The organism is Leisingera sp. JC11, from assembly GCF_040704725.1.
Taxonomy (GTDB): Bacteria; Pseudomonadota; Alphaproteobacteria; order Rhodobacterales; family Rhodobacteraceae; genus Leisingera.
Map to the genome: position 1 here is coordinate 163,854 of NZ_JBFCVS010000004.1, position 25,206 is coordinate 189,059.

Below are 25,206 nucleotides of genomic sequence, written 5' to 3' on the forward strand. Positions count from 1 at the left end.
CCGGCCTGGCCGGGCACAAGGATGAGGCAGCGATGAAGAAACCGACAATTAGCGATCTAGCGCAGGCGGCGGGCGTTTCGAAAACCACAGTTTCCCATGCCTTTAGCGGGCGCCGCCATGTGGACCCTGAAACCCGGGAACGCATCGAGAAAATCGCTCAGGAGATCGGCTACAGGCCGAACCGCGCAGCGCAACATCTGCGCACCGGGCGGACCGGGATGATCGCGCTTGCGTCGTCGATGCCCTTTTCGGTCGCGGCAGGTCCATCGCGGCTCGGCTTTCTGATGGAGATCGCGGCCACCGCGGCAGTGGCATCATTGACCCGGAACATGGCACTTTGCCTGATCCCGCCGTTTCAGTCCGGGACACAGCTGGATGCTATCACACCGGATGGCGTTATCCTGGTCGAACCCTTCCAGGATGATCCGCTGGTGCAGTATTTCACAGGCCTTGGGGTGCCAGTTGTATCTGTAGGATGCGTGCCCGGACGTGAGGACATTCCGCACGTCGATCTGAACTCCGGCGCGACCGCCCGGATGGTGCTGGAGCACTTGCGCGCCTCTGGTGCGTCCCGCATCGGTCTGGTCACAGGCGCGCAGCGGCGCAACTCCTACCTTGAAACGGAGGCTACCTACCGGATGTTTTGCGTTGAGACGGGCATCGAGCCTGCCTGCCTGCAGCTGGACGAAACCGGAGGCGAGGATCTTGCCTCAGAAGCCGTCGCCGGCTTTCTGTCCCGCCGCGGAGACCTTGACGCACTGTATGTGCCTGTAGACGCCTTCGCCTCCGGCGCAGTCACCGCAGCGGCAGCCAAAGGTCTGAAAATCCCGCAAAACATCAGGCTCGCAACCCGCTACGACGGGCTGCGAGCCAAGCTCTCCCAGCCCCCCCTGACCGCCGTGGAATTGCATCTGGAGGCCATTGCCGACCAAGCCGTCGGGTTACTGATGTCTGCAATTGACGGTGGAATTGCCGAGCCTGTCAGTGCGCCGCAACCACAATTGGTGCTGCGTGAGTCCACAGCGGGCTGAGCAGGGCACTTCCATGGCAGCTTAACACATGGCTGATGGCAGTCTGCTTTTCAAAGCGCCTTTACAGCCTGCCCCTCAGCGAAAGAACCTGCGTCCCTGCGGTCGGAAAAGTCATTCGTTGCCATGGGCCCTTCGCACTAAACATTAGGATCTTCTCGTAACAGCCCCGGATTGTCTCGCTTGAAAGCCGGGGGCCATCTGAAAGTATTGTGACTGTTCGGATTGGATGCAGCACTCAGCAGATTGGACACTCTGACGGCTTACGCTGCATTCGTTCTGTACGGCCGGTCCAGGATGACCAAATTCCGAGACTTCAACTCGTGCCCTGGCTCTACCCTGATGCCGACTGAACCTGCATCAGCATGGAAACAGGATCGCACCCAAGCGCAAATCAGTTGGCGGGCAAGCTTCGCAGCACGCCAATTTTTACAAAAATTTCAATGAATAATGGCGGAGACGATGGGAGACGATCCCACTTTCAATGATCTCAATAATTTCAACGACTTATCTCCCAATGGTGGTACATTCGCGGGTCAAAGCCGACATGTACCACATCTGTAGGGGTAAGTGGCGGCTGCCGTGATCTGTGGTCAAAGCCGAGGAACCGATGTGATGAAACCACGAATGACTGTGTCGTCGTCCACCTTTATTCGGCAAACAACTTCGAACCGCTCACCAGGTTTGTTGCTCGCTTTGATGAACTTCACCGCATCATTTTGTTCATCTGCTTCCGGTGGGGTGCAAAAAGCCCAAACGTCTTCGATGTAGAAAGGAACTTCTGCCGGGTAACCAAAATAGCGGCGGGTTTCTCTTTCATTCGGCACGTCGACTAAAATAGCCCTCATGCCGTTCTTGTATGAGATCGAGAAGGCACCCGGCGGCATCTCAGGTCGCGTGTGTAAATCTGCTCGGTAATAGTCGTATGCAACATAGCCAATAAGCGCGACCACAGCCGCAATCAAGGCTCTGCCAATCCATTTCCACATAAGATTACCCTTAGAGTTGTGTCGGCACAGAAACAGACAAAAGAAGTGGATGTCAAATCCATAGATCACACTTTGGACCGGCCACAGCTTCTAACTCGGTGGCAATCACCGCAGCTGGGTTGAGTTTATTGGAAAGCGTAAGGAACTCTTCCCCTCTATCAAATGAACTGAGGCAGCCGCGAAAGGAACAGATGAGAGGAAGAACGCGATATCAACCTTTCTGCAGGTGCGAGAGATTGACGACCTAGCAATGCCGAGCTTCCACACATTCTCGATCGGCCTGACCCCATAGTATTCCACAGCCTCCGCCTCGCCTACTTCACCTACTGACGCTCCCATGGAAGTTTGTCTCGTACTCGGTAAACACAGGGAGACAGCGGCCACGTGTTCCCGCAGCAGGCGGTTGCTTAGCCCACTGCTTGGAGCCTCTCCAAGACCCTCTTGACCTGTGACGCCTGCCACCTGCCACCACGGGCTGTAGGGACACCCGAAGCGTTGAGGGCTTCAGCGATCTGGCGCAGCGATGCCCCCTGCGCTCTGAGGGGCTGAACAGTCTGGGCCACCTTCTCTGCCCTGGCCCTGGCATTCGCCTTCACCACCTCGTTGCGCTTCATGGTCTTGTCGCGGAGACCGCCCAGCTTCACGCCCTTGGCCTTAGCCTCGGCCAGTGCTGCCTTGGTCCGTGCGGAAATGAACTCTCGCTCCTGCTCAGCCAGAGCGGCGTAGATGTGGAGCTGGAACTTATCGGCGGAGGGCATCGAGGCCACCCGCAGCTTCACCTTGGGGTCATCCATCAGGGTGGCGATGAAGGACACCTTGCGGCTGAGGCGGTCCAGCTTGGCAACCAGCAGCTCGGCCCCGGTCTTCCTGACCAGCTCCAGCGCCGCTGCAAGCTGTGGCCTTTCATCGTGCTTGCCGCTCAGATGGTCCTCGAACTCCCCGATCACCTCGTATGGCTCTTCGGAGAAGTTCTCCAGGAACAGTGCAATGTCCCGGTGCTGCGCTTCCAGGCCAAGGCCGGACTTCCCCTGCTCCTCAGTGCTGACGCGGCGGTAGATGACATAGCGCTTCATGTGGTCGTCCCTCCCTCAATCCGACTTAGGGACGCCTATCACCATCGTGTTGCAATCGTCAAGGTTGGTTGTGTGTGTTACGGATGGAGCGGATAGACGCACCAGATTTAAGTGCTGGCGCAGAGGGCAGCCGCTTGTTCCGGGGGGTATGGGGTGTGTCAGAGTGCGGGTAGGCGAAGAAATAAACCACTGTGGTTCGAAGTTTTTCCCTAAACCGTGAAGAAACCCATGTCCTCAATATCCAACGTGGAACATACAAGAAGGAGCAGTTCATGCCACCAGAACAAGACACCATCAAGATCAAGACGGGACCCCTGCAAGGTGAGGCCACTGGCAAGCATGGCATTGTGGCCCTGGTCGTGATCGTCATCGTGATCTTCGTCCCCCTGTGGGATGGTATCGGACGGTTGTGGGGCGCAAAGTGAAGAACGCCCCTATGGGGGAGATTACGCTTCCATGTGATATTGGTGAGGCGCTCAGATATTTGCAGTGTGAAACTTCTTGCGTCAGAACGGCAGGTCGTCGCCCTCGATTTCGGCCTGCGTCATCTTCCGGTATCCGAGGGCGTCTGCCGCAATCTCGAACCTGCTGCGCCCCATGACCTCCTCCACGACCTCAAGAGCCATATCCGGGTCTCTTTGGGCTGCGAGAGACAAGTGAGCGCGTATCTGCTCAAGGAGCTTGGCCCGCATAGCCACGCGTCGTTCTTCTCGCTGGGCCTCGTCCCATTCACCGGCGTTACCCTTATCCATAACCATGGCCATGCCCCAGGTGTCCGGCAGTGCTTCACCTGCCTGTTCCAGTCTTCTCATCGTCGATCTCATGTTTCTCACCTGACGCAAGCTGACAGGTCCTTCGGCTATCCGCTTCGCAGTCAGCTCGGGGTAGTCCCGCACCATCCTCCAGGCCCAGTTTGATTTCTCCTCCTGGGTCATCTGGAGCCTTTGCTTCCCGTTGTCGGACATGGCCAGGAACTGGGCGTTCTCCTCGGGGCCGCTGTGGATCACCACAGGCACACCCTTCGTCCAGTTGGCCCTCCTGTAGGCTTCGAGACGGTGGTGGCCGTCCACGACAATGAGCTGCCCCCTGTCGTCTACCCAGGCTGTGAGAGGGTCGAGGGTTTCACCTCGGCTCAGGACATGCACAAGCGCTTCGGCGTGTGCGTTATCCAACTTCACGGTGCGGTGCTGGAACAGGTCTGGGTCAGCTTCGAGCTTGTTGAGCGGGACACGCGTGTGGCGGGGCTTCTCATCACCTTTGTTTCTGCGGGTCATTCGGCTCCTCCGCTGAGAAGCGGCAGGGTGCAAATACACCCCCCAAGGCTTGCACCCCCTGCTACGCCCGCGCTGTGGCTATCCCAGGGGCTATGACGCCCTTGCGTACTGTTCATCATGTCTGTGTTCTCTTGTTTCTGCTGGTTCCATTGTGCTGGTCCCGGCGTCGGCCCTGCCTCAGGCTCCTTGAAGCGTCATCGCCCCATCATCGAGAACCCAAGGCAGAAGCCGCAGGACCAGCAGAAGACCTGCCTGCGCGTGGTGCCACAGCCGTCGCCGTGAGCGCATGGGGGCAGGTTCTTCAATGGTGGCACCAAATAGATGGTGGAACCCAATGGCACTGGAGGCATCAGCTTCGTCCAGAGGACACCGCCTGCATACAGGCGAGGTGCCTTTCCCCCTCCTCCTAGAACCTGTCCAAGTACCCTTGTCCCTTGAACTCTTCCCAGATTGCCGCCTGACCCTCGCGGAGATGTCGCTCCTCCAATCCGTGGTCATAGATGTCAGCCGCGTCCTGCTTGCCCTGCCAACCGCCAAGCTCCCGAATGCGATCCTCAGCGACGCCTGCACGGCGGGCAGTGGTGCGCCATGTGTGCCGGAACGAATGGAGAGCCAGCCTCCCATCGCTTTCCTTGCCCAGCACCTCACGCCGATAGCGGGTGAACCACTGCGAGACCGAGTTTGCTTTCCCAGTGGACGGCTTCAGCGGCCAGTCGGGGAACAGCCGCCGTTCCCCTTCAGGAGTTTCTTTCTGGCTCTCAGTCACGGTAGTCACACGCTGGGCCAGCAGCTTCTGGCATTCTTCGACCACCGGGATGAACCGCCGGGCATTTTGGGTCTTCCCTTTAGGGATGTCGAAACCCGAACCATCGAGGCGAACATGCCGAAGTTGCAAGGCACCGATCTCGTCAGCCCTACAGCCCGTCGCCAGAGCTAGGCGCATGATGTCACCCTGACGGCTCCCCCACACGGAGAAGCCCTCCAGAAGTTTTCCGACCTCGTTTGCCGTAAACGCCTCGCGCCCCTCGTCCCTCTTTGCGGCCTTCTTCTTCGGAGTACCAGCGGCCTCGGCCTCCCACGGGTTACGAATAGGCTTGCCACTCCGGGACTGCAGGTATCGCTTGTCGGTGATTGCCCACGCCCACAGCCCTTTGAGCAGGGTCATGTGCTTGTTCACTGTCGCAGGCTGAAGACCCACGATCACTGGCAGGTAGTGCATTTTGAAGTCAAACGCCTTCTTCGGTGTCACATCTTGCAGCGTAGGCTGGTCACCGCCCAAGAAGGCAATCAGGTGCTTGATGGTGGACTGGACGTTTAAGGCAGTGGTTCGAGCAAGCGGGTCAAAACCGTAGGGGTTCCCTTCGCTTCGCTCCTCCAGATACAACTCCACTGCTTTGCTGATAGCGACCGCCCCCCGGAAGACTACCGCAGCGAACCGTTCAACTTCCTCCTTGTGACCTGCTCGCGCAGCTCGATCCAGTTCGTTGGTTAGGACGTGATCCACTCCATCAAGGTCATCGGTAGTCGCTCTCAGGTCTTGCCACTCCAACGCGCTGTCGTGCGACAGGTCCAAGATACGCCCAGCGCCGCGATGGCCTTTGGCTCGCCTCATCTCGTCCTCGAGCTGACGCACCTGCCCCAAGCAGGTATCGCGCTGCCGCAGTGCCTCAGCATGGACCCTCGTGCCTAGCCCAAGCTTGATTTCCTTGCCGAACGGCTTGCCCGTCCACGGGTTCTTCGTCCCGACCAAGACGTCGGGCGTGATCATCCTGAAGGTGTAGCCTCTGCCACGCGGCTTCATCAGATGCCGCATGTCAGGCTTCCCCACTAGGGGTGAAGTGATTGGGTTGCTCATGTGGTCCATCATGTACCTCAGGGGCAAACGGACCACAGTCATTTTCCACCTGAAAAATCAAACACTTAGGTGTGATGGCGGAGACGATGGGATTCGAACCCACGAAACCTTGCGGTTTACTCCCTTAGCAGGGGAGCGCCTTCGACCACTCGGCCACGTCTCCGTTGACCCGTCTATCAGCGCAAGCACACGGAATGCAAGGTGAAATTTCGCTTTTTCTGACAAAACGCACCGGCGGCCCCAACCACTTGAAATAGAGCCGAAAGGTCAGGAATTTTGATGGCTGCGGGCGAGATTTGATCGTCGCCCTAAGCATGTATTTCCTGATCGCCCGCCTGCCTTCAGATCACCGCGAGGCGCTAACCTCGGTGCTCAATCTCCTGAACATGCCCTGAGCGCCAGTCCACATCGTGACAGGATTCCGCGTTTCGTTACACGAACCAACCTCCTCCTGAGAAATAAGGTCTGACTATGTGCATCAACCATCAAACGTCACAGTCGGCAGATGAAAGGCGCGTGTCCTTGAAAGGGCAAGCAATGGTGCTGAACACCGATTTGCGGGACCCGCGATCAGAGGTTGCCAGGAGCTGACTGCAGAGTGCGGATCCCTACCGCTTTCCCAGCAAGCGCAGGTCACTTGCACGCCTGCTGCCGACCGCCCAGCAGGGCAGACGGGGCGATTGGTGTCGTCAGGCCTTCAGCCGCCAGGCGTCTTCTGCAGGCAGCTCCGTGCCATCCCAATCCGGTTCCGGCGCAGCTGCTGCATTGGTGCGGAAGGCGGCAAGCGCGCCAGCCATGGCCCGCGCCTCCTTGGACAGCCCCTGGCTGGAGGAAGTGACCTCCTCGAACAAACCTGCGTTGCGGGTTGTGGCGTCGTCCAGATTGGCCATCGCCGAGTTAATTTCCTGCAGGCTGCCGGATTGTTCCGACGACGCTTGGGAAATGGATTTCATCAGGTCGGCCGCGCTGGCAACGGACTCGGAGATTTCACCGATCGCCGCGCGGGTCTGCTCGACCAGGTCGGCGCCCAGCTCGACATTTTGACCGGCTTCATCGACCAAGGCGGCAATTTCCGTCGCCGCTTCCTTGGAACGGTGCGCCAGAGTACGGACCTCGGAAGCAACAACCGCGAAACCCTTGCCGACGGTGCCTGCGCGCGCGGCCTCTACGCCGGCGTTCAGTGCCAGCAGGTTGGTCTGCTGGGCGATCGCCTCGATCATGCCGATGATGCGGGAGATCTTCTCGGAGCTTTCCTTGATCGCCTCCATGGCGCCATAGGTCCGCTTCACCACCTCGATGCTGCCGGTTGCGTTGCGGCGGGCAGCTTCGACAGAAGCCGAGGCTTCGCTCGAGGCTTGGGCGGTGCCAGCGATCGACACCGAGAGCTGGTTCACCGCAGCGGCGGTGCCGGCCAGGGTTTGCGCAGTGCGCTCAGAGCGTTCCGACAGATCGTGGGAGGCGGTGGAAATTTCGGCGCTTACTCCGGCAATGGACTGGCCATTGGCGCTGAGGCTGCGGACCGAGGCTTCGAGCTTTTCCAGCGCCGCGTTGAAATCGTCGCGCAGTTTGGCATAACCCTCGCCCATCTCCTCGTGGATGCGGATGGTCAGGTCGCCCTGGGACAGCCGCTCCAACCCGTCGCCGATGGCGGTCACAGCGGCAGTCTGTTCGGCCAGCCGGGCATTGCGCTCCTCTGCCGAGGCCGCCTCGACCTCCGCCTTTTCCACCAGCCCGTCGCGGAACACCGCCAGAGCCATTGCTATCCGGCGGATTTCGTCGCTGGAGCGGTCGTAGCCTTCGACCGGGCGCAGGTTGCCTGCCGCCAGCCGCTCCGTTGTGCCGCTGATATCCGCCAGCGGGCGCAGGATCAGGATCCGGGTCAGGATCAGAGCCGCCACGAATACCCCGGCAGAGACTGCAGCCAAAATCTGCAGCTGCCGCTGGGCCGCTGTCACATCAACCGCCAGCCCGTTTGCAATCGAGGCGATTTCCAGCTGGCTTTCGTTGCCAAGCGCTGTTGCGCGGCGGGCAAATTGCAGAACCGCTTCCACCGTGGCCTCGGATGCGAACGCCGCTTCGGCCGCCGCCTCCAGCGATGCAACCTTGAATACCGGCAGACCCTGGGTGGGGTCGGCCAGCGCAATCATGCCCTCCAGCTCCTGCGCAAAAACACCGCCGCCGAACCCGGTGTAGCCCTGAAGTGCAGCCGCCGCTTCCTGCAGCGGCGCTGCAGCGGCCTTGGCGGCCTCAATGCTATGGGCTGCAGCCACGTCCAGCGCGGCAACCTGGAATGCGCTGATCCAACCGTTGATCTCCAGCAGCCGAAGCAGCACGCCAACCTGATTATCGAGAAGCCCTTGAATCGCAGTGCGGTTGTCCGCGCTTGCCTGGGTCGCAGCCACCGACAGGGTGAACACCATCCGCTCCATTGCCTGGGTCAGCGGGCGGACGCTGGCATTGCGGGCGCTCAGCACTTCTTTACGGCTGTCCTTCAGCTCTTTGCGGCTGGCCGTCAGGGTATAACGGAACAGCTCAACCCCTTCGGTCACTTTCTTGGCGCGGAACGCGTCTAGACCCAGTTCCTCAAGCCGGCCCATCACTGGCTCCAGCCGTTTCAGGGCGTCCTTGGCCATCTTCTTGAGCGCCCGCTTGGTCGGCACATCGCGCACATGACCCAAGGCTAGCGCGGCGCCGGACAGGATGCTGATGTCGGCACGCGCCTCCAGCAGGGTCTGCAGGCTGCCGAACTGCTGGTCCACCAGATTGTTCAGAACCTCATCAACCTGGATGATTGTCTCCTCTCCACCGCCCATCAGGCTGTCGCGCGCCTCAGCTGCCACCTGCACGAGCTGTTCCTGCACCGCCTGGCTGAGGGTCTGCAGGTCGGCTGTCTGGGTGTCGATCCAGGCTTGGTTACGGAACGCGGCCTGGCGCGCGGCTATCAGATTGCTGAGCCGGTCGGAGGCTGCCTCAGCCTCAGGCGCGAACTGGGCCTGTTCCGCGGCCGGAAGTTCCGACACGCTTCCTTCGAGCCTCGCAACCGCTGCTTCGGCGGTTTGCTCCGCCGCGGCCAGTTCCTCAACCGAACTGGCCTGCAGAACGCCGATCATCGCGTTCTTGGCCTGGCTTGCGGCGTTGACCATATGGCTGCTGAGCTCGAGCTGCGGGACCTTTTCGCCGGTCAGAACCTCCATCTGGCGACCGGCCTGGGCGAATACCAAGGTGACAAGAGTGCCGCCAACTGCCGCCGTCGCACCCATCGCCATCAGGATCAGGGTGATCTTGGCACCGATACTGGAGAACAGCCGGAACCTGCGTTTCGCTGGAAGGTCTTTCTTCGAACTCATTCTTTCACCCAAGTCTTCTGCCCTATTTCCGCGCCCGGACCGGGCGCAATACCGACCCGGCTGCCGGCGCAGACAGCCCAGGCAATTCAAGTGGTGCCGCCTCCGTTCATGCGCAAGAAAGGCCGCTTCTCACTTACAGAAGGGCCGCAACACGTAAAAAAAGGATGAGAGCGCCGCAGAATTTGCTGCGGATTTTAGCGAACCGCTTGCGCAAGAAATCGGAGCCGCAGGCCCGGCCTGCGGCTCCTATCCGGCGGTCGCCCAGCGCTACCGAACTGCGGGCAGGTCCGTCAGGGATTACTCAGGCACACCGGCCTGCCGCAGGGCGCTGGCCCATTCCTGGCCTGCCGGGCTCATCGCGGCCGGGTTGTCGCGCTGGAACTGCGAAAGGCAGAATTCCGGCGCCGCCTCCAGCAGCTTCCGGACGGTACTGCGCGCCTCTGCGTCCTGGCCCGACATCTGCAGCGCAATCGCTTTGGAACGCAGCGGGACCGGAAACGCGCCCTTGGCCTGCAGCGAACGGTTGGCCAGCTCAATGGCGCGGCCATAGTTGCGCGCCGACAGGTTCGCCAGCGCCGACAGCGCGTCGAAGTAATAGCACTGCGGCCCAAGCGGGGTCAGCCGCCGGGCGGCATCGGTCATCTGCACCGCCTCATCAGCCATGTCCTGGTAGGCCAGCGTAGCGCCTTTCAGCAGCAGCGCCAGCGCCTCGTTCGGATTGTCGCGCAGCGCTAGATCATAGGCGTCCAGAGCCTGGTCGAAACGGAAAGTCAGATGGCTGGAAATCAGCCCCTTCAGAGTGTGGGCCAGGGAAAATCCTGGCGCGGCCTCGATCGCGGCCTCAGCCATCTGGCAGGCGAGGCGGCAGTCATCCTCGCGGTTGCGGGACAGGCCCCGCTCGACCCGCATCACATGCCAGAACCCCATCCAGGTCAGCGGCAGCGCGTGGCCCGGCTCACGCTCCAGCAGATGCGTCAGGATGCTGTAGGCCTGCTGGAATTTCTGCACGTCCATTTCCTGCATCAGGGATATTGACGCCATCAGAAGGGTGTGGCTTTCCAAATCCCGCAGAGGTTTGAAATCCGCCAGCCGCACGGCCTCCCCTGCGGCGGTCTGGCCGATTTGCAGAGTGGCGTTGCGCAAGACAGAGCTGCGGCCCTCCATCAGATTGTCCAGGGAGCCTTCGAAGCTGCGCGACCAGATCACCTTTTCCCGCAACGCATCATGCAGGTCTATCTCGGCATGGAAACGGCCGCCGCCGCAGGTGACGGTCCCAGACACCAGATAGTCTGCACCGGCTACCGAGGAGACCTCAGCCGGACGGACGGTTTCGGCTTTGAACTGGCGGGAAGCCATGTAGGAGGTGACGGAGAACGCCCAGCTGCGCGACAGATAGCGGGACAGTTCCTCTGATATCAGCGAACCCAGCGGCGCCGTTGCCTCCCCAGGGGAGCGGTGCGCGAAGGGCAGCACCGCAATGGAGGGCAGCAGCCCGTCCAGGATCACCCGGCCCGGCGGCGTGCCTGCCCGGGGGGCCGGGGCTGCAGGCCTGCGCGAGAGGTCAGCCCGCGCCTCCTCCAGCCAGGCGTTGAACACGGCTTCATGCGGCAGCTCAAACCCTTCCATGAAAACCGCGGAGCCGGTGCCGCTGTCCAGGTCGACCCGGGTCAGGTCAAGGATAACCCGCTCCCGGTTGGCATAGAGAAGGCTGGCGGCGTCCGGCCCCAAGTGCCGCCGCAGTGTCGACAGGGCGGTGCGCAGGCTGGCCTTGGCCTGCTCCGGCTGCGCCAGGCACCACAGTGTTTTTTCCAGAAAGGCCCGTGTCCGGATGCCGCCCTCGGCTGTGGACAGCAGCGCCATCAGCGCCTGGTGCTTGGCCCCAAGCTGCACGCCCTTTCCATCCGCTTGAAACACGCCAAAGGCACCAAACCGGCGGATCTTAAGAAAAACTGTCATCTGCAACCCCACTTTACGCTTGTTATATTCGTTATTAAACCATCGTTATTATGCACACCTATAGGTTGTTATGCAATTACAGATTGATTCAATTTGCAGGTACAGCCGCGAGGATGCAGCGCAGAGCGGGCATCAATCAAGGAATTTAAGCATTAATAACAATATACTGGATGGTTGAGAACGAGATTTACCAACGCTCTCCGCCGCCGCAAAACCATTTCTCAAACTGCAATAATGCAATAAATTACACGTAAAAAGAGCAATAAGCTCACGTCAAACCTGCCTGTCGCCTGGTAACAAAACCCGAAACTTTCAGGCGACCCGAAAATGGCGGCCGGGCCTGATGGTCCGGAACGGGCGCCTGGCTATGCCAGCCCTTGCTCCATGCAAGCAACGCGCAACGCGGCGCAGAACCGCGCCGCGGCAGCCGATTGCTGGTGCTCCAGCCGAACACACAGACCGACGGGACCAAGGGTGCTGCCGGTGTCCAGTGGAAGCACAGCCATCGAGCCCGCATCGAGGTCCGGCCGCACCACGCCCTGGCTGATGAACCAGATGGCCCTATGCGCCAGCACAAAGCGGCGCCCGAAACTGGAAGACACGGTTTCGACCGGAAACCGGGGCAGTGCCAGCCCCTGTTCCAGGAACATCCGCTCCACCAGCGGCCGGATGACAGAGCCCTCGGACGGCATCAGAACCGGGTGGTCCTCAAAGGCCGCGGGCGGCATCCGGACGACGCCGGCCAGCGGGTGATCCCGAGCGGCGACGGCAACCACCCGCTCCCGGTAGAGCGGGTCGAACCCGATCCCGGCCATGGTTTCCGGCGCAGGCATCCGCCCCACCACCACATCCAGCTTGCCCCGGCGCAGCTGGTCGATCAGGTACTGGTTGTCACCGGACATCACCATGAACCGGCCTGGCGTGCCGTTTCTACGCAACTCTGCCAGCGTGTCCGGCACCAGATCCGCCGCCGCGGTGGGCAAGGCGCCGATGGCAACCATAGGCCCGTCGGCCTCGTCCAGGCCGCGCAGCAGCGCCACCCCGTCGCGGGCCAGCGCCAGGCTGCGTCCGGCATGGTCGCGGAACAGCTCCCCATAGCTGCTGAGCCGGATGCCGCGGCCCTGCTTTTCCACCAGCGGCTTGCCGCAGACCGCCTCCAGCTCGCGCAGCGCCCGGGTGACCGCAGGCTGGGTCATGCCCAGCGCTTCTGCGGCCTGGGTGACACTCATCTTGCGGGCCACTTCGACGAAGACCTCCAGATGGCGCAGCTTCAAAGATGACGAAAGTCGCATATCGCATTGGTTATTGGTTCATGCCTGATTGAGGATTATACAGATCACTTGCGGTATGCGATACTCCTTCGGAACAGGGAGGCTGGAATGACGCAAGACCGTTACGACCGCGGCATGCAGGTGCGCCGCCAGGTGCTGGGCGATACCCATGTGGACCGGGTGGAGGCTGCCAAGACCGCGCTGGACCAGCCGTTTCAGGATCTGATCACCGAAGGCGCCTGGGGCACGGTCTGGGCCTCGGACCGGATCTCGTTGCGGGAACGTTCAATGCTGACGCTGGCGCTGCTGGCGGCCACCGGCAATTTTGACGAGATCCCGATGCATATCCGCGCCACCGCCCGCACCGGCGCCAGCCGGAAAGACGTGCTGGAGGCCTTCCAGCATGTAGCCATCTATGCCGGGGTGCCGCGGGCCAACCGCGCGCTGAAACTGGCCAAACAGACCTATGCCGAAATGGAAAGCGAGGGAGGGGAAACCCCATGACCAAGCCACCGCAGCCAGGGGAGTTCTATCAGAGGGACCGGCGCTGGCATCCGCCCGCGCTGTCGCGGGATTACAAGACCTCGGTCGCCCGCTCGCCGCAGTTCCCGCTGATCAGCCTGGAAAACACCGCCAGCGAGATCACCGGGCCGGTGTTCGGCCACAACGACATCAGTGCCACCGACAACGACCTGCTGACGAATTTCGCCCAGCCCGGCGAAAACCCGATCGGCGAGCGGATCATCGTGCATGGCCGGGTGCTGGATGAAAATGCGCGGCCTGTCCCTAACACGCTGGTGGAGATCTGGCAGGCCAATGCCTCCGGCCGCTACCGGCACAAGAAGGACACTTACCTCGGCGCGCTGGACCCAAATTTCGGCGGCTGCGGCCGGACCCTGACGGATGAGAGCGGCTATTACTATTTCCGCACCGTGAAACCCGGTGCCTACCCCTGGCGCAACTGGGTGAACGACTGGCGGCCCGCGCATATCCATGTCTCGGTCTTTGGCACCGGTTTTGCGCAGCGGCTGATTACCCAGCTGTATTTCGAGGGTGACCCGCTGATTGCGCGCTGCCCGATCGTAAACACCATCCCGGACCCGGAGGCGGTGGAAATGCTGATTGCCCGGCTCGACATGAACGCCACCATTCCGCTGGACACCATCGCCTATCGCTTTGACATCGTGCTGCGCGGGCGGCGGTCTACCCTGTTTGAAAACCGGCTGGAGGGGAACTGATGCGCCAGAAGCTGGAGTACCTGAAGGAGACCCCCTCGCAGACCGCAGGGCCCTATGTCCATATCGGCCTGGCCCCCGGCGCGGCGGGGTTTGAGATCTACGATCAGGAGCTCGGCTGGGACATTGCCGGGCCCAACGCCAGGGGCGAACGCATCCGGGTCGAAGGCATAGTGACTGACGGCACCGGTTCGCCGGTCAAGGACGTGCTGCTGGAGGCCTGGCAGGCCAATGCGGACGGCATCTATGCCCACCCGGAGCATCCAGGCGAGGTGGAGGACGGTTTTCGCGGCTGGGGCCGGGTGATCACCGATTTCGAAACCGGCGAATGGGGATTTGACACGGTGAAGCCCGGGCCGGTGATGGGCCGCAACGGGCAGATGATGGCCCCCCATATCAACCTGTGGATCGTGGCGCGCGGCATCAACGTGGGGCTGAACACGCGGATCTACTTTGAGGATGAAGCCGCGGCCAATGCTGCCGACCCGGTGCTGAATGTGATAGAGTGGGAGCGCCGCCGCGCCACCCTGATCGCCAGGCGCGAGCTGCGGGAGGCTGTGGTCGGTTACCGGTTCGACATCCGCCTGCAGGGCGAAGATGAAACCGTGTTTTTCGACATCTGAAGGGGAATTCCATGAACAAACCCTGCATCATCTGCGTGGCCATCACCGGCTCGGTCCCGACCAAGGAAAATAACCCGGCGGTGCCTGTCACCATCGCGGAACAGATCGAAAGCACCCAGGAGGCGTTCGAGGCCGGCGCCGCGATTGCCCATTGCCACGTGCGCAATGACGACCAGACGCCGACCTCGGATCCGGAAAGGTTCGCGCGGCTGATGGAAGGCTTGCAAAAGCACTGCCCCGGCATGATCATCCAGCTGTCGACCGGCGGCCGCTCCGGCGCGGGCCGTGAACGCGGCGGCATGCTGCCGCTCAAGCCCGACATGGCGTCGCTGTCGGTTGGGTCCAACAATTTCCCTACACGGGTCTATGAGAACTCCCCGGACCTGGTGGACTGGCTGGCCTCGGAGATGCGCACCTATGAGGTAAAGCCGGAGATCGAGGCCTTTGACCTGTCGCACATCCACCAGGCGGTGAAAATGAACCGCGAGGGGCGCATCCCCGGCACGCTTTATGTGCAGTTCGTGATGGGGGTAAAAAACGCGATGCCGGTCGACAAAGATGTGTTCGATTACTACGTCAAGACCATGCAGCGGCTGGCGCCGGAGGCCCAGTGGTGCGGCGCCGGTGTCGGGCCGGGGCAGATCCTGGTCAACGAATGGTCGATCGCCGCGGGCGGCCATACCCGCACCGGGCTGGAGGACAACATGCGGCTGGACCGGGACACCCTGGCACCCTCCAACGCCGCGCTGGTGAAACGGGCGGTAGAGCTGTGTGAAAAATACGAGCGCCCCGTCGCCACCTGGCAGCAGGCCCGCGAGATCCTGGAGCTGCGCCCCGCCTGAGGCCGCAAGGCGGCCCGTCAGGGCCGCCGCGGGCGCGGGAGCGCCCCGCTCTCTTTGCTGGTCAGATCATCCCTCGCCAGACAGGTCTTTGAGGATCGGGCAGTCCGGGCGGCTGTCGCCCGCGCAGCTGTTGACCAGCTCGCCAAGCGTGTCGTGCATCGCCTGAAGATCTGCGATCTTCTCCTCGATCTTGGCCAGATGTTCCTGCGCCAGCTGTTTCACATCAGCACTAGCGCGGCTTTCGTCCTCGTAAAGCGCCATCAGGGTACGGCAGTCCTCGATGGTGAAGCCCAGCGCCCGGGCGCGGCCCAGGAAGGCCAGCTTGTGCAGGTCGGTCTCGGCAAAGCAGCGGTAGCCGTTGGCGCTGCGGTGCGGCTTGATCAGGCCGATGTCCTCGTAATAGCGGATCGTCTTGGCCGGAAGCCCTGAGCGGCTGGAAACGTCCCCGATGTTCATGCGCGCGCCTCCTGCTTGCTATCCGCCTTGGGTGCCTGTGCGGCCTGATCCTCATCTATGGCTGGTTTCAGGCGGCGCAAGCGCAGCGCGTTCGACAGCACAAAGACGCTCGACAGCGCCATGGCGCCTGCCGCCAGCGCAGGCGACAGCAGCGGGCCGCCAAAGGGATAGAGCAGGCCCGCCGCCACCGGGATCAGCAGCACGTTGTAGCCAAAGGCCCAGCCCAGGTTCTGGCGGATGTTGCGCATGGTGGCACGGCTGACGGTCAGCGCGTTGACCACTCCGCGCAGATCGCCGGAGACCAGCACCACATCCGCGGCCTCGATCGCCACGTCGGTGCCGGTGCCGATGGCGATGCCCGCATCCGCCGCCGCCAGCGCCGGGGCGTCATTGATGCCATCGCCGACGAAGGCCAGCGTGCCATGTTCCGCCTGCAGCTCCTGCAGCGCCTTTACCTTGTCCGCAGGCAGGCATTCGGCCTTAACCGCGTCAATGCCCAGCCGCCTGGCAATCGCCTGCGCCGTCGCGGCCGCATCGCCGGTGATCATGGCCACCTTCAACCCCTGCTCATGGAACGCCTTGATCGCTGCCGGGGTGCCCGGCTTGATCGGGTCCGCCACCGCAATCACCGCCGCAAGCCGGCCGTCAACGGCAGCATAGAGCGGGGTTTCACCGCGTTCAGCCAGCCGCGCGCCTTCCGCCTCCAGCGCGCCAAGAGCAATGCCTTCGCGCGCCATCAGACGGGCGGCACCGGCCAGCACCACGCGGCCTTCGACCTCTGCCCGCAGGCCGTAGCCCGGGATCGCCTCAAAGGCTTCAGCCTTGGGCAGCCCCTTCCCTGCCGCCGCCGTGATGGCCCGGGCAATCGGGTGTTCGGACTGCGCCTCGGCGGCGCCGACTAGGCGCAGCACCTCTTCGCGGGTGAAGCCATCGGCGCAGATCAATTCGGTCAGCGCCGGGCTGCCCTCGGTCAATGTGCCTGTCTTGTCGAGCGCCACCACCTCGACCTCCTGCAGCCGCTGCAGCGCGTCGCCCTTGCGGAACAGCACCCCCATCTGGGCAGCACGGCCGATACCCACCATGATCGAGGTCGGCGTTGCCAGCCCCATGGCGCAGGGGCAGGCGATGATCAGCACCGAGACGCCGGCCACCAGTGCCAGCGGCAGCGACGGCGCCGGGCCGAACAGCGACCAGGCCAGCACGGTCAGCGCAGCCACCGCAATGACGGCAGGCACGAACCACAGGGTGATCCGGTCGACCAGCCCCTGCACCGGCAGCTTGGCGCCCTGCGCCTGCTCCACCACGCGGATGATCTGCGCCAGCACGGTGTCGCGCCCCACACGGGTTGCGCGGAATTCCAGCGCGGCGTTGCCGTTGATGGTGCCCGCCGTCACCTCATCGCCGCGGGACTTGGCAACCGGCACCGGCTCGCCGGAAATCATGCTTTCGTCGACGTAGGAGCTGCCTAAGGTGATCTCGCCGTCCACTGCGATCCGCTCGCCCGGACGGACCCGGATCAGGTCGCCGGTGCCGATCTCCTCCACCGGGGTTTCGATAGCATCGCCGCCGGAGACCACCATGGCGGTCTTGGGCTGCAATCCCGCCAGCTTGTGAATCGCGGCGCCGGTGCGGCCCTTGGCACGGGCCTCCAGGAAGCGGCCCGTGAGGATCAGCACCACGATGACCGCTGCGGCCTCGTAATAGACATTGGCGGTGCCTGCGGGCAGCAGCCGGGGTGCGAAGGTGGAGATCACAGAAAATCCATAGGCAGCGGAAGTCCCCAGGGCCACCAGTGCGTTCATATCGGGTGCACCACGGAACAGCGCCGGGAAGCCACTGGTATAGAACTGCCGCCCTGGTCCCGCCAGTACAGCGGTGGCCAGAGCGAACTGCAGCAAGTAGCTGTTCTGCATGCCAATATTTTCCGCCACCCAGTGGTGCAGCGCCGGGATCACATGGCCGCCCATCTCGATCAGGAACACCGGCAGCGTCAGCAACGCGGCGATCATCACCTGATGGCCCAATGCGGAGATCTCATCCGCCTTGCGCCGGCTGGCTTGTTCTGCCTCATCCTCCGCCGCGCCGCTGAGGCGGGCAGGATAGCCGGTCTCTGTCACTGTGCGGGCCAAATCCGCGGCCCGGGCCATGCCTGTCAGGTAGCGGATCTGCGCAGTTTCATTGGCTAGGTTTACGCTGGCCGACAGCACCCCCGGCACCGCCAGCAGCGCCTTTTCCACCCGGCCAACGCAGGAGGCGCAGCTCATGCCGCTGATCACCAGCGAGGCCTGCGATTCCGCGGCCGGATACCCGGCAGCGGCCAGGGTGCCGGTCAGATCCGTCAGAGGCACCCCCGCCGCGGCCTCCACCTGACCGGTGGCATTGGCCAGATTGACAGAAGCCGCTTGAACGCCTTCGACCCCCGCCAGGGCGCGCTCAGCCCGGCCGGCGCAGCCTGCGCATCTGAGGCCGGTGATCTGCAAGGAAATTTGGGTCGTATCTGACATCGGAATTCCGCCGGAATCTGTTCCTTTGACAGTGGATATGAGGGTTCCAGCGAGGGGAAGGTCAAGGGGTGGCAGCGAAATTCCTTCCCGAAACTGGAAGCCTGAAGGCAAGCTGCTGGAAATCGGAGGATTTTCATTGTGCCGGGATGGCGCGGACCGCCGTTCAGCTGTCGCATTCGGGGCAAAGCCCGGCAGCCCACCCCTGATAGGGTGCCGAGGCAAAGCTTGCGCGTGCCAGCCCCCAAATGTAACGCTGGGTCCGTCAGACCCGCGGCCCGCCGCAGGCACAGAATTCACCCGGGCTCGCCAATCAGGGCCCGAACCCGCAGATAGAACGAAGGACCAGTCGCATGATCAAGACCCGCGCTGCCGTTGCGGTTGCCCCCGGCAAACCGCTGGAAATCATGGAAGTGAACCTGGAAGGCCCGAAGGCGGGCGAGGTTCTGGTGGAAATCAAGGCAACCGGCCTGTGCCACACCGACGAATTCACCCGCTCCGGCGACGACCCGGAAGGCATCTTCCCGGCGATCCTGGGCCATGAGGGCGCAGGCGTCGTGGTCGAGGTTGGCGAAGGCGTCACCTCGCTGAAGCCGGGCGACCACGTGATCCCGCTCTACACGCCTGAGTGCCGCGAGTGCGACTACTGCCTCAACCCCAAGACCAACCTGTGCCAGGCGATCCGCTCGACCCAAGGCCAGGGCCTGCTGCCCGACGGCACCACCCGCTTCTCGATGCTGGACGGCACCCCGATCCACCACTACATGGGCTGCTCGACCTTCGCCAACCACACCGTGGTGCCGGAAATCGCGCTGGCGAAGATCCGTGAGGACGCGCCCTTCGACAAGGTCTGCTACATCGGCTGCGGCGTCACCACCGGCATCGGCGCTGTGATCAACACCGCCAAGGTGGAAATCGGCTCCCGCGCGGTTGTGTTCGGCCTCGGCGGCATCGGCCTCAACGTGATCCAGGGCCTGCGGCTGGCCGGTGCCGACCAGATCGTCGGCGTCGACCTGAACCCGGGCAAGGTGGAGATGGCCAAGCATTTCGGCATGACCGATTTCGTCAACCCGGCGGAGGTCGAGGGCGACCTGGTGGCGCATCTGGTGGAGCTCACCGGCGGCGGCGCGGATTACACATTTGACGCCACCGGCAACGTGCAGGTGATGCGCACCGCGCTGGAATGCGCGCACAAGGGCTGGGGTGAATCGATCATCATCGGCGTGGCGCCGGCGGGGGCCGAGATTTCCACCCGCCCGTTCCAGCTGGTCACCGGCCGCAGCTGGCGCGGCACCGCCTTCGGCGGCGCGAGCGGCAGAACCGACGTGCCGAAGATCGTCGACTGGTACATGGACGGCAAGATCGAGATTGACCCGATGATCACCCACAAGCTGACGCTGGATCAGATCAACGAAGGCTTTGACCTGATGCACGAAGGCAAATCGATCCGCGCCGTGGTGGAATTCTGATCCCGGGATTCATGTGAAACACGGAAAACGCAGGCCCTTGGCCTGCGTTTTCTTTTTTGCTGGTGAGACGGAACAGCCCTGCTGTCAGCTTTCGGTTGTCGCCTCCACCGCGTCCAGCCTGACGTCGTAACCCCAGAGCCGGCGCAGGTGCTTCAACACCTCTTCCTGGTCATCCTCGTCCAGATGGATGCCGTCGCGCACGGTGTGGGTCAGCTTCAGCTCCCGGTCGCCGCGCAGGTCGGCATCGGTGACCTGAATGTCCGGCTCCAGATAGGCAAGGTCGTACTGTTTCGCCAGGTCGCGGCGGATCGCCTTGTAACCGGCCCGGTTGTGGATCTGGCTGACTACCAGATTGGGCAGCTCCGCGTCATTGGTCAGGGTGAACAGCTTGAACTTGCGGATCAGGTTCGGCGACAGGAACTGCTGGATGAAGCTCTCATCGCGGTAGTTCGCCCAGGCATCCCGCAGCACCCCGCGCCAGTCCGGATTGCCGGCGAAATCCGGGAACCACTCGCGGTCTTCATCGGTCGGATTCTGGCAGATGCGTCGGATGTCTTGCATCATCGCAAAGCCCAGCGCATAGGGGTTGATGCCAGAATAGCGCGGATCGTCATATTCAGGCTGCATCACCACATTGGTGTGGCTGTGCAGCATTTCCATATAGGCGCCTTGCGTGATCTGGCCCTGCTCGTAGAGCTTGTTGATGATGTAATAGTGCACAAAGGTCGCGCAGCCTTCGTTCATCACCTTGGTCTGTTTCTGCGGGTACAGATACTGCGCCAGCATCCGCACGATGCGCAGGATCTCGCATTGCCAGGGCTCCAGCACCGGACTGTGCTTCTCCAGGAAGTACAAGATGTTTTCCTGCGGCAGGTTCATCATCTTGCGCCGCGCGCTGTAGTCGGCGTCCTCCACCAGCTCCAGCTTGTCCCGGCCCAGCGTCGAGTCGGTCCAGATGTCCAGCACGCTATGGCCGCTTTCGTAGCCCTCCCGCACCTTCTGCATCGCCACCAGCTCCTCGCTGGTGGGCTTGGGCGGGCGGCCGTACCGGAACACCCCTTGGGATTGCAGCGCATGGGCGGCGTCCAGCACCTCTTCCACGGCCATCGGGCCATAGCGCTCCTCGCAGGCGGCAATGTAGTTTTTGGCAAAGGCTAGGTAATCATGGATGCCCGCGGCATCTGTCCATTGCTGGAACAGATAATTGTTCTTGAAGAAATGATTATGACCAAAGGCCGCATGCGCCATTACCAGCGTCTGCATCGCCATGGTGTTTTCTTCCATGTTGTAGCTGATGCAGGGGTTGGAGTTGATGACAATTTCGTAGGCCAGCCCCTGGCGCCCGGTGCGATAGAGCGCCTCGTCGCGGGCGAAATGCTTGCCGAAGGACCAGTGCTGGTACATCAGCGGCAGGCCGACGCAGGAATAGGCGTCCAGCATCTGCTCGGCCGAGATGATCTCGATCTGATTGGGATAGACGTCCAGCCCAAGATCTTCGAGCGCGATCTCCTCGATCGCGTCGCGCGCCTTTTCCATCAGTTCAAAAGTCCACTCAGGCCCGTCAAACAGCGGCTCGCGCGCCTTTTCAGCTGCCTGCATACTGCGCCCCTTTCACCTTGGGGAGGAAGAACTCCCGGAAAATCGGATAGATATGACCCGGCTGCGAGACCCGCTGCATTTCGAAATGCTGCGCCTGCGCTTTTACCTCTCGGTAGTTCTGCCACAGGTCTTCGCCTGCTTCAGGATTGTTCAGCAGCATCTCCGCCGCCTCATCGACGATTTCCACATAAGCGTAGAACTGGCTGACCGGCAGCAGGTCGTTCAAAAGCAGGTTTTTGCAGCGCACCGAGTCATTGCCGAAGTTTTCGCCGTCCGAGGCCTGGGCGCCGTAGATGTTCCACTCATCCGGCGGATAACGCTCCTCGATGATCTCCTTCATCTTCTCCAGCGCGGTGGAGACGATGGTTCCGCCGGTTTCGCGGGCATAGAAGAAAGTTTCCTCATCCACTTCCTGGGCGTGGTGAGTATGGCGCACGAACACCAGCTCGGTATGCTCATAGCAGCGTTCCAAGAACAGATGCAGCAGCAGGAAGAAACGTTTGGCCAAATCCTTCTCGCGCTCCTGCATGGAACCGGAGACGTCCATCAGGCAGAACACCACTGCGCGGGAGTTGCGGATCTTTTCCGGCACGAAAGTGTCATAGCGCAGATCCAGCGGATCGATGTAGCCAACCACCTTGCGCTTGCGGATGATGCCCTCCAGCCGCTTCTTCAGCGACTCCAGGAATTCCTCCTGCGGCGGGGTGCGCTCATCCAGCGCTTCCAGCTCCGCAATCTGCTCTTCCAGCTCGCGCTGAGATTTGGTGGTCGGGCGCTGCAGGGCGATGCGGCGGCCCAGCGAATTGCGCATGGTGCGCACGAGGTTCAGGTTGTTGGGCGTGCCCGCGGTGGTCAGGCCAGCGCGGCGGGTGCCAATGGTTTCGGTTTCCACAGTGGCCTTTTCCACCAGGTCCGGCAGCTCCAATCCCTCAAACAGGATTTCCAGGTATTCCTCCTGGGTCAGGGTGAAGGAAAACTCATCCTCGCCATCGCCGTCCTCGGAGGCCTTGCGGCCGCCCTGCCCGGTGCCGCCCTGCGGCCGTTTGATGGTGTCGCCGACAACAAATTCCTTGTTGCCGGGCAGCACGTGGCGGCGCAGCCCCCCCTTGGAGGAATGAAAGAACCGCGGTTCCTTCAGCCCCCGTGACGGGATCGTGACCTTTTCGCCTTCGTCCGGGACACCGCTTCCGCCTTGGATCGACTTCCCCCGGACCGACTGATCGACGCGCTCCTTAATATTCTCCCGGGCCCGCCGCAGGAACCGCTGGCGGTTCCCGAGGCTCTTGCCCTTCGGATTGGCGCGCCTGTCGATGAAATGATGCATGTTCCACAGCGCTCCTCTTTAGCCCGCCTTGTTGACGCGCATGTACCATTCGACCAGGCGCCGCACCTGGCGGTCGGTATAGCCGTGGCCGCGCATCCGCTCGACGAACTCCTGGTGCTTGCTTTCGGTCTTGCTGTCCTTCTTGGATCCGAAGGAGATCACCGGCAGCAGTTCCTCCACCTGGCTGAACATGTGCTTCTCAATCACATCGCGCAGCTTCTCGTAGGAATTCCAGGCCGGGTTGGAGCCGGTGTTGGCACGGTGGCGCAGGGCGAATTTGACCACCTCATTGCGGAAGTCCTTGGGATTCGCGATGCCGACCGGCTTCTCGATTTTCGAAAGCTCCGCATCCAGAACCTCGCGGTTGTAGAGCTGGCCGGTATCCGGATCCTTGTAGTCCTGCTCCTCGATCCAGGCATCGGCGTAGGAGATATAACGGTCGAATACATTCTGGCCGTATTCGGTATAACTTTCGAGGTACGCCTTTTGGATCTCGTTACCGATGAACTCCTCATAGCGCGGCGCCAGCTCGGTCTTGATGAACTCCAGATACTTCTGTTCTGTCTCCTGCGGGAACTGCTCGCGCTTGATCATCTGCTCCAGCACATACATCAGATGCACCGGGTCCGCCGCCACCTCGTTGGTGTCAAAATTGAAGGTGGTGGACAGAACCTTGAAGGCGAAGCGGGTGGAGATGCCGTTCATCCCCTCGTCTACACCGGCGCGGTCCTGGTATTCCTGCACCGTCTTGGCCTTGGGGTCGGTGTCTTTCAGGCTTTCGCCGTCATAGACCCGCATCTTGGAATAGAGGTTGGAGTTTTCATGCGGCTTCAGGCGGGTCAGCACCGAGAAGCGGCTGAGAATCTTCAGCGTTTCCGGCGCGCAGGGCGCATTGCGCAGCTCGCTGTTCTCGATCAGCTTTTCATAAATTGAAGTTTCATCGGAGACCCGCAGGCAGTAGGGCACCTTGATGATCGACACCCGGTCGATGAAAGCCTCGTTGTTCTTGTTGTTCTTGAAGGACTGCCACTCGGACTCATTCGAGTGCGCCAGGATCAGGCCGCTGAAGGGGATGGCGCCGAAGCTTTCGGTGCCCATGTAGTTGCCTTCCTGGGTCGCCGTCAGCAGCGGGTGCAGCATCTTGATCGGCGCCTTGAACATCTCGACGAATTCCAAGATGCCCTGGGTCGACCGGTTCAGGCCGCCGGAGAAGCTGTAGGCATCCGGGTTGTCCTGGCTGAAATGCTCCAGCTGGCGGATGTCGACCTTACCCACAAGAGTGGAGATGTCCTGGTTGTTCTCATCGCCCGGCTCGACCTTGGCCACACAGATGCGGCGCAGGCGCGACGGGTACAGGCGGACAACCGTGAACTTGTTGATATCGCCATCGAATTCATCCAGCCGCTGCACCGCCCAAGGCGACATCAGACCTGGCAGCCGGTGCTGGGCAATGCCGTATTCCTCTTCAAGCACCTTGCCCATGCGGACCGGGTCAAAGAGGCCCAGCGGGCTTTCGAAGATCGGCGAGATCTGATTGCCGGCTTTCAGCACATAGATCGGCTGATCCTCGACCAGACGCTTCAGGCGTTCCGCCAGGGAAGACTTGCCGCCGCCGACCGGGCCAAGCAGGTAGAGGATCTGCTTGCGCTCCTCCAACCCTTGCGCCGCGTGGCGGAAGTAGCCAACGATCCGTTCGATCGTGTCTTCCATGCCGTAGAAATCGTGGAAGGCGCTGTAGCGCTTGATCGTGCGGTTCTGAAAGATCGGACCGAGCCGGGAGTCCTTGGAGGTGTCAACCAGCTCTTCCTGGCCGATTGCCTTCAGCATCCTCTCGGCGACGTTTGCGTACAGGCTTGGATCGTCACGGCAGGCGTTCAAATAGTCCTGCAGCGGCATCTCCTGCTCGCGCGTTTCGCCGTACTGCTCTGCAAAAAGTTCGGCAATGTCTTTCATCTTGGATCAAGCCTCCTGGTTAACTCGCGCCGTTCCTCCTGGCGTTTAAGATCGCGCGCAGACAGAGAGCCCAGCACGTGGGCATGGATGTCCGCGTCAGTGTTGAGTTCTGATTTCTGCTCGGCGCCGCTACTGGCGTCATACGTCCGGCTGGCCGCTCTTGGCGGCGGCCTGCGCCCGGAAACCAGGGCTATCGGCGTCGTGTTACTTACTCTCGAGCTTACACCAATTACGAACTTCTTACTATCTGAAAGTGGTGTACTTTTAATTAATTGCCAGAAACTTTTGCGGGAAATTTTCTTCACATCGCGGCGATCACCATAGCCGCACCGCCCTTCTGCATCGCGGCATTTCAAGGGCTTCAGCATCAAACCAACCGCGAAACCAAAACTTCACAGGCAGCTTTCTTCT

Annotated in this window: 20 protein-coding genes and 1 tRNA gene; 7 read left to right on the forward strand and 14 right to left on the reverse strand. The window is 61.8% G+C overall.

What is annotated here, in order from left to right; all coding sequences use genetic code 11:
• The first annotated feature begins 32 nt into the window (after positions 1 to 32).
• Positions 33 to 1,031 (forward strand): LacI family DNA-binding transcriptional regulator, encoded by a 999-nt coding sequence (locus AB1A62_RS06375; RefSeq protein WP_366660689.1) that lies wholly within the window; start codon positions 33 to 35, stop codon positions 1,029 to 1,031.
• A 590-nt stretch (positions 1,032 to 1,621) separates the two neighbouring features.
• Here AB1A62_RS06375 and AB1A62_RS06380 read toward each other — a convergent pair.
• Complete coding sequence (locus tag AB1A62_RS06380) at positions 1,622 to 2,086, reverse strand: hypothetical protein (RefSeq protein ID WP_366660690.1); 465 nt, start codon at positions 2,084 to 2,086, stop codon at positions 1,622 to 1,624.
• Between the two features lie 338 nt (positions 2,087 to 2,424).
• Positions 2,425 to 3,090: a recombinase family protein gene (locus AB1A62_RS06385; RefSeq protein WP_366660691.1), complete on the reverse strand. Its 666-nt coding sequence runs from the start codon at positions 3,088 to 3,090 to the stop codon at positions 2,425 to 2,427.
• A gap of 272 nt (positions 3,091 to 3,362) precedes the next feature.
• Here AB1A62_RS06385 and AB1A62_RS06390 point away from each other — a divergent pair, with 272 nt between their 5' ends.
• A complete protein-coding gene (locus tag AB1A62_RS06390; protein WP_366660692.1) occupies positions 3,363 to 3,515 on the forward strand; it encodes a hypothetical protein in 153 nt (50 codons plus the stop codon).
• 81 nt (positions 3,516 to 3,596) lie between these two features.
• Here AB1A62_RS06390 and AB1A62_RS06395 read toward each other — a convergent pair whose 3' ends face one another.
• The 6 genes from AB1A62_RS06395 to pcaQ all read right to left on the reverse strand — a co-directional run bounded on the left by AB1A62_RS06395 (position 3,597) and on the right by pcaQ (position 12,814).
• Positions 3,597 to 4,364 (reverse strand): ParB N-terminal domain-containing protein, encoded by a 768-nt coding sequence (locus AB1A62_RS06395; RefSeq protein WP_366660693.1) that lies wholly within the window; start codon positions 4,362 to 4,364, stop codon positions 3,597 to 3,599.
• A 406-nt stretch (positions 4,365 to 4,770) separates the two neighbouring features.
• Positions 4,771 to 6,177, reverse strand: coding sequence for a tyrosine-type recombinase/integrase (locus tag AB1A62_RS06400; protein ID WP_366660694.1), 1,407 nt, complete (start codon positions 6,175 to 6,177; stop codon positions 4,771 to 4,773).
• A gap of 117 nt (positions 6,178 to 6,294) precedes the next feature.
• A tRNA-Ser gene (locus AB1A62_RS06405) sits at positions 6,295 to 6,382 on the reverse strand.
• A gap of 526 nt (positions 6,383 to 6,908) precedes the next feature.
• Positions 6,909 to 9,566 carry a methyl-accepting chemotaxis protein gene (locus AB1A62_RS06410; RefSeq protein WP_366660695.1) on the reverse strand — a complete coding sequence of 886 codons (2,658 nt, stop codon included), beginning with the start codon at positions 9,564 to 9,566 and terminating at the stop codon, positions 6,909 to 6,911.
• Between the two features lie 297 nt (positions 9,567 to 9,863).
• Positions 9,864 to 11,522 (reverse strand): transcriptional regulator, encoded by a 1,659-nt coding sequence (locus tag AB1A62_RS06415; protein ID WP_366660696.1) that lies wholly within the window; start codon positions 11,520 to 11,522, stop codon positions 9,864 to 9,866.
• 365 nt (positions 11,523 to 11,887) lie between these two features.
• Positions 11,888 to 12,814 (reverse strand): pca operon transcription factor PcaQ, encoded by a 927-nt coding sequence (gene pcaQ / locus AB1A62_RS06420; protein ID WP_366660697.1) that lies wholly within the window; start codon positions 12,812 to 12,814, stop codon positions 11,888 to 11,890.
• 87 nt (positions 12,815 to 12,901) lie between these two features.
• On the opposite strand from pcaQ, the gene pcaC reads away from it, so the two are divergent.
• The 4 genes from pcaC to AB1A62_RS06440 are packed head-to-tail and all read left to right on the forward strand — an operon-like array spanning position 12,902 to position 15,493.
• Positions 12,902 to 13,297 carry a 4-carboxymuconolactone decarboxylase gene (gene pcaC / locus AB1A62_RS06425; RefSeq protein WP_366660698.1) on the forward strand — a complete coding sequence of 132 codons (396 nt, stop codon included), beginning with the start codon at positions 12,902 to 12,904 and terminating at the stop codon, positions 13,295 to 13,297.
• Entirely contained in the window at positions 13,294 to 14,031 is a 738-nt protein-coding gene (pcaH, locus tag AB1A62_RS06430; RefSeq protein WP_366660699.1) for a protocatechuate 3,4-dioxygenase subunit beta, read from the forward strand. Before pcaC ends, pcaH begins: the two co-directional genes overlap by 4 nt.
• Positions 14,031 to 14,651: a protocatechuate 3,4-dioxygenase subunit alpha gene (gene pcaG, locus AB1A62_RS06435; RefSeq protein WP_366660700.1), complete on the forward strand. Its 621-nt coding sequence runs from the start codon at positions 14,031 to 14,033 to the stop codon at positions 14,649 to 14,651. The genes pcaH and pcaG overlap by 1 nt, the downstream gene beginning before the upstream one ends.
• A gap of 11 nt (positions 14,652 to 14,662) precedes the next feature.
• Entirely contained in the window at positions 14,663 to 15,493 is an 831-nt protein-coding gene (locus tag AB1A62_RS06440) for a 3-keto-5-aminohexanoate cleavage protein (protein ID WP_366660701.1), read from the forward strand.
• Between the two features lie 66 nt (positions 15,494 to 15,559).
• Here AB1A62_RS06440 and cueR read toward each other — a convergent pair whose 3' ends face one another.
• The gene (cueR, locus tag AB1A62_RS06445) at positions 15,560 to 15,949 is read right to left on the reverse strand and encodes a Cu(I)-responsive transcriptional regulator (protein ID WP_039181103.1); all 390 of its coding nucleotides are present in this window, start codon (positions 15,947 to 15,949) and stop codon (positions 15,560 to 15,562) included.
• Positions 15,946 to 18,453, reverse strand: a complete 2,508-nt coding sequence (locus tag AB1A62_RS06450; protein ID WP_366660702.1) for a heavy metal translocating P-type ATPase — start codon at positions 18,451 to 18,453, stop codon at positions 15,946 to 15,948. Before AB1A62_RS06450 ends, cueR begins: the two co-directional genes overlap by 4 nt.
• Before the next feature lie 353 nt (positions 18,454 to 18,806).
• Between AB1A62_RS06450 and AB1A62_RS06455 the strand changes: the two genes are divergently transcribed.
• The gene (locus AB1A62_RS06455) at positions 18,807 to 19,919 is read left to right on the forward strand and encodes an S-(hydroxymethyl)glutathione dehydrogenase/class III alcohol dehydrogenase (protein WP_366660778.1); all 1,113 of its coding nucleotides are present in this window, start codon (positions 18,807 to 18,809) and stop codon (positions 19,917 to 19,919) included.
• 84 nt (positions 19,920 to 20,003) lie between these two features.
• Here the strand turns inward: AB1A62_RS06455 and AB1A62_RS06460 are convergent, their stop codons facing one another.
• From AB1A62_RS06460 to AB1A62_RS06475, 4 genes are read right to left on the reverse strand one after another with little or no spacing between them, the layout of a single operon-like run.
• Complete coding sequence (locus AB1A62_RS06460) at positions 20,004 to 21,518, reverse strand: SpoVR family protein (RefSeq protein ID WP_366660703.1); 1,515 nt, start codon at positions 21,516 to 21,518, stop codon at positions 20,004 to 20,006.
• Positions 21,505 to 22,842 (reverse strand): YeaH/YhbH family protein, encoded by a 1,338-nt coding sequence (locus tag AB1A62_RS06465; protein ID WP_366660704.1) that lies wholly within the window; start codon positions 22,840 to 22,842, stop codon positions 21,505 to 21,507. The genes AB1A62_RS06460 and AB1A62_RS06465 overlap by 14 nt, the downstream gene beginning before the upstream one ends.
• 18 nt (positions 22,843 to 22,860) lie before the next feature.
• Positions 22,861 to 24,795: a PrkA family serine protein kinase gene (locus AB1A62_RS06470; protein WP_366660705.1), complete on the reverse strand. Its 1,935-nt coding sequence runs from the start codon at positions 24,793 to 24,795 to the stop codon at positions 22,861 to 22,863.
• A complete protein-coding gene (locus tag AB1A62_RS06475; RefSeq protein ID WP_366660706.1) occupies positions 24,792 to 25,163 on the reverse strand; it encodes a hypothetical protein in 372 nt (123 codons plus the stop codon). Before AB1A62_RS06475 ends, AB1A62_RS06470 begins: the two co-directional genes overlap by 4 nt.
• Positions 25,164 to 25,206 lie beyond the last annotated feature (43 nt).